Origin of the sequence: Henriciella marina, assembly GCF_027213945.1 — a bacterium.
Classification (GTDB): domain Bacteria; phylum Pseudomonadota; class Alphaproteobacteria; order Caulobacterales; family Hyphomonadaceae; genus Henriciella; species Henriciella marina_A.
On sequence record NZ_JAPWGW010000019.1, the window covers coordinates 1 to 452 of the forward strand.

The window sequence follows — 452 nt, forward strand, 5'->3', positions numbered from 1 at the left end:
GCCGGCCTAAAGGCCGATTATCTGAATGCCCTGAGCGCCGAGCGCCTCGCGCAAGCCGAGCTTGAGCGTGAGGAAAATCTCTGGGAGCAGAAAATCACCGCCGAGGCCGATCTGCAGTCGGCGCGTGCGGCATTCGCCGCAGCCAATGCCGGCCGGGAAGCTGCCGAAAACAGACTGCATGCCATCGGCATCGGTCATGGCACGCTGGACATGCTGGATGAGGCTGCGGACGGGTCGCTTGCGCAAGCCTATGTCACGGCGCCCCTGGCCGGAGAAGTGATCCAGCGAAGCGTTTCGCTTGGAGAAACCGTATCCGCTGGCGGCGCGCCCATCTTTGTCATCATTGATGATAGCGTCGTGTGGGCCGATATCGCGGTCTACAAGGAAGATCTCGGCAAGGTCAGCGAAGGCCAGACCGTGACATTCCAGCAGGAGGATGGCCGCGTCCTGGC

The 452-nt window shown here is 62.4% G+C and carries 1 protein-coding gene; it reads left to right on the forward strand.

Going from position 1 to position 452, the window contains the following annotated elements:
- The coding region (locus O4G74_RS16025) for an efflux RND transporter periplasmic adaptor subunit (RefSeq protein ID WP_269403519.1) at positions 1-452 on the forward strand (452 nt) is incomplete at both ends.